This window comes from Streptomyces tailanensis (assembly GCF_008386495.1).
Classification (GTDB): Bacteria; Actinomycetota; Actinomycetes; order Streptomycetales; family Streptomycetaceae; genus Streptomyces; species Streptomyces tailanensis.
The window spans coordinates 1,174-4,086 of the sequence record NZ_VTHJ01000158.1 but is presented as its reverse complement, the minus strand read 5'-3'; the positions used below and the strand labels follow the sequence as shown (position 1 = coordinate 4,086).

The window sequence follows — 2,913 nt, the reverse complement described above, 5'->3', positions numbered from 1 at the left end:
GGGTGGGGTGGAGGGGGCGGGGCGGGTGTGCTGCACCACGTCTTCGGACATCGACAGAGGGTCTCCGGACAACGACAACGACAACGGACTTTCCGGGCCGCCTGCCCCGTCTCGCCGCTCTCACTCGTCGTCACAGGCGGCACCCTGGTGAAATTCGTTGCCATGGCGAACGACTGATGATGAAGTGAACGTATGGATCACGCTGCTGTGCTGGCACTGTTCGACCGGGACATGCGAGAGGGCGCTCGCCCCGACGGCCCCGGCGCCCGGATCGAGCGAGTGGACGGGGTGGTGCGCCAGATCGGCTCCGAGAAGGGCTGGAGCGGTGTCGTCTGGTCCGACCTGGACGAGGCGGGCGCCGACGCGGCCATCGCCGAGCAGATCCGGTACTTCGCCGGCCTCGGACGCGACTTCGAATGGAAGCTCTACGGCCACGATCTCCCCGTCGACCTGGGGCAACGCCTGCGCGCGGCCGGTTTCAAGGCCGCCCCGGAGGAGACGCTGATGGTCGCCGAGGTCGCCGACCTGTCCCTCGATGTCGAGCCGCCCGAGGGCGTACGGATCCTCCCCGTGACCGACCGTGCGGGCGTGGACATGGTGGCCGACGTCCACGAGAAGGCCTTCGGCACGGACAGCACCCGCATGCGCCACCAGCTCCTCGCCCATCTCACCGCCGACCCCGACACGGTGGTCGCTGTGGTGGCCCTCGCGGGTGACGAACCGATCAGCGCCGCCCGTATGGAACTCGTGCCCGGCACGCGCTTCGCCGGCCTGTGGGGCGGCGGCACCGTCGAGGAGTGGCGCGGCCGCGGCGTCTACCGGGCCCTCGTCGCCCACCGCGCCCGCGTCGCGGCCGACCGCGGTTACCGCTACGTCCAGGTCGACGCCCTGGCCCGCAGCCGCCCGATCCTGGCCCGCCTCGGCTTCGAGCCGCTCACGACGACGACGCCGTACGAGTACACGGTGGGGCACCTGGCGGCGGCGTGACGTAACGCTCTGTCCCGGCGGAGGGGGTGTCACAGGTCGAGCTGGTACTCCACCGCCGTGTGCGTGGGCCGGTAGCCGAGTGCGTCATTGACGCGGAGCATGGGCGTGTTGTTCGCCGCGGTGTCGGTGAGCAGGGCGAGCTCCGGGTGCAGGCCGTGGGCGTGCAGGATCGCCTTCGCCTTCATCCACAGGCCCAGCCCGTGCCCCCGGTGCGCGGGCAGGACGGCCGTACCATAGTGCTGACCGTCGCCCTTCCGACCGTCACCCTTCCCGTCGCCTGGGAGGACGAGCTCGGAGAATCCGACGATCGCGGAAATCGAGGCGTCCACCGCGGCCACCGTGTACAGCGTGTCGCCGCGGTTCGCTATGGCTTCGGCCGCCGCCACGACCCGCTCGACGTCCCAGACCACCGTGCCGTAGTCGGTGTCGCCCATCGGCATATCGTCCATCGCACAGCGGGAGGCGGCGTAGGTCACCGCGAGTTCGGTGGGGACGACGCCGGTCCAGGCCGTCAAGTGGTAGCCGGGATGCGGCTGTTCGGCGATCCGTGTGATGCGGCCGAGGTCGATCCCGGCCGGTTCCAGACGGGCGTACGTCAGCGTCAGCACCTCGCGGAACCCGCGCGCCGCGAGGAACCCACTGCCGGGCGACCCCTGCGGGGCCTGCGCGACCACCGCCCGGCGCCGCTCACGCAGGGCCGCACCGATCGCGGCGTCGAGCAGCGCCGTACCCACGCCCTGCCGGCGCTCGGCCGGATGCACAGTCACGTCCAGCTCCGCCAGATGCGTCTGTCCCTCCTTGGTGAACAGCCGCAGGAAGGCGGAGCCGAGAGGCACGCAGTCCGTCCCGGATGCCAGCCAGGCCAGGCGGTGACTGGACGGGATCGCGTCGGGATCGACGAGCGGCGTGATACGTGGGGGCAAGGCGTCTCCGGGTGGCTTGGCGGCGCGGCGGCCGGGGCGGTGAGGCCCGCAGACGCTAGCCGCCGGGCGCGGTGACCGCAACGGAATTCGGGGCCCGGCCACCGCAGGGTCGAACGAGCCGCCTCCGAGAGACGCGACCGCCGACCACCGGAGTCAGCGCCGTGCCCTTGTACGATCCAGTGACGCGACCCCCAGCGCCGCCAGCCCGATCTGGATGAGCCACTCGATCCAGTCGACACCGCGGGTGTCGGCCACGCCGAGCCCCATGGCGATCCAGGATCCGATCAACGCGGCGACGATGCCGACGAGGATCGTCAGCAGGATGCCGATGCGCTGCCGGCCCGGGACGACCAGCCGTCCGAGAACGCCGATCACTATGCCGATGACGATGGCGCTGATGATGCCGTCGATCTCCATCTCAACTCCGCCCCTTTTCGTCGGGACCCCCGCAGACCAGCGAGTGCCCGGCGAACGCGGGTGCAGTCCGTTCCGGTTTCACGTTCTTCACGTTCCGGGGCATCGTGCGCACGATCCGGGACAGGCGAGGAGGTGGGCGGGCCGACTCACCTCCTCACCCACCCCGTGGCGGCCAGTACCTCCGCCGCGATGTCGACGACGGAGCGCCCGTCGGTCGGCACCCGCACGGTGTCCGGGGGCGCATGGTCGTCCAGCAGCCGGGCCTTGCGCCGGCTCCCGGCGAGCTCCCGCTCCAGCTCGGAGCCGATCTCCCGTCCGCGCAGCCGCCGCTCCGTGATCTCGTCGGTGGCGGTCAGCAGCACCCGTACGATCCGTACGTCCGCGCCCATGGCCCGCTGGAACATGCCCCTCCGTCTCGGCCAGCACACTCAGGGTGTTGGTGTAGACGAGCCGCCGGTGGCCGAGGGCGGCGTAGTTGCCCCACACGGCCGTGAGATTGCGCTCGGTGATGCCGGCCCGGCGCGGATCGCCCTCCGGGGCCGGGTGCACCTGCCCCATGAAATCGCCCTCGACGATCGCGTGCGGA

At 71.3% G+C, this 2,913-nt stretch carries 3 protein-coding genes and 1 pseudogene; 1 reads left to right on the top strand and 3 read right to left on the bottom strand.

Annotation, left to right across the window (positions count from 1 at the left end; translation table 11 throughout):
* The first annotated feature begins 192 nt into the window (after positions 1 to 192).
* Positions 193 to 987 (top strand): GNAT family N-acetyltransferase, encoded by a 795-nt coding sequence (locus F3T56_RS45720; RefSeq protein WP_149831353.1) that lies wholly within the window; start codon positions 193 to 195, stop codon positions 985 to 987.
* 29 nt (positions 988 to 1,016) lie between these two features.
* Here F3T56_RS45720 and F3T56_RS45715 read toward each other — a convergent pair whose 3' ends face one another.
* The 3 genes and pseudogenes from F3T56_RS45715 to F3T56_RS45705 form a co-directional block, all read right to left on the bottom strand.
* Complete coding sequence (locus tag F3T56_RS45715) at positions 1,017 to 1,910, bottom strand: GNAT family N-acetyltransferase (protein WP_149831352.1); 894 nt, start codon at positions 1,908 to 1,910, stop codon at positions 1,017 to 1,019.
* A 153-nt stretch (positions 1,911 to 2,063) separates the two neighbouring features.
* Positions 2,064 to 2,327 carry a GlsB/YeaQ/YmgE family stress response membrane protein gene (locus F3T56_RS45710; protein WP_149831351.1) on the bottom strand — a complete coding sequence of 88 codons (264 nt, stop codon included), beginning with the start codon at positions 2,325 to 2,327 and terminating at the stop codon, positions 2,064 to 2,066.
* Positions 2,328 to 2,473: 146 nt separating this feature from the next.
* Positions 2,474 to 2,913, bottom strand: a pseudogene (locus F3T56_RS45705) (hypothetical protein); the annotation flags it as partial.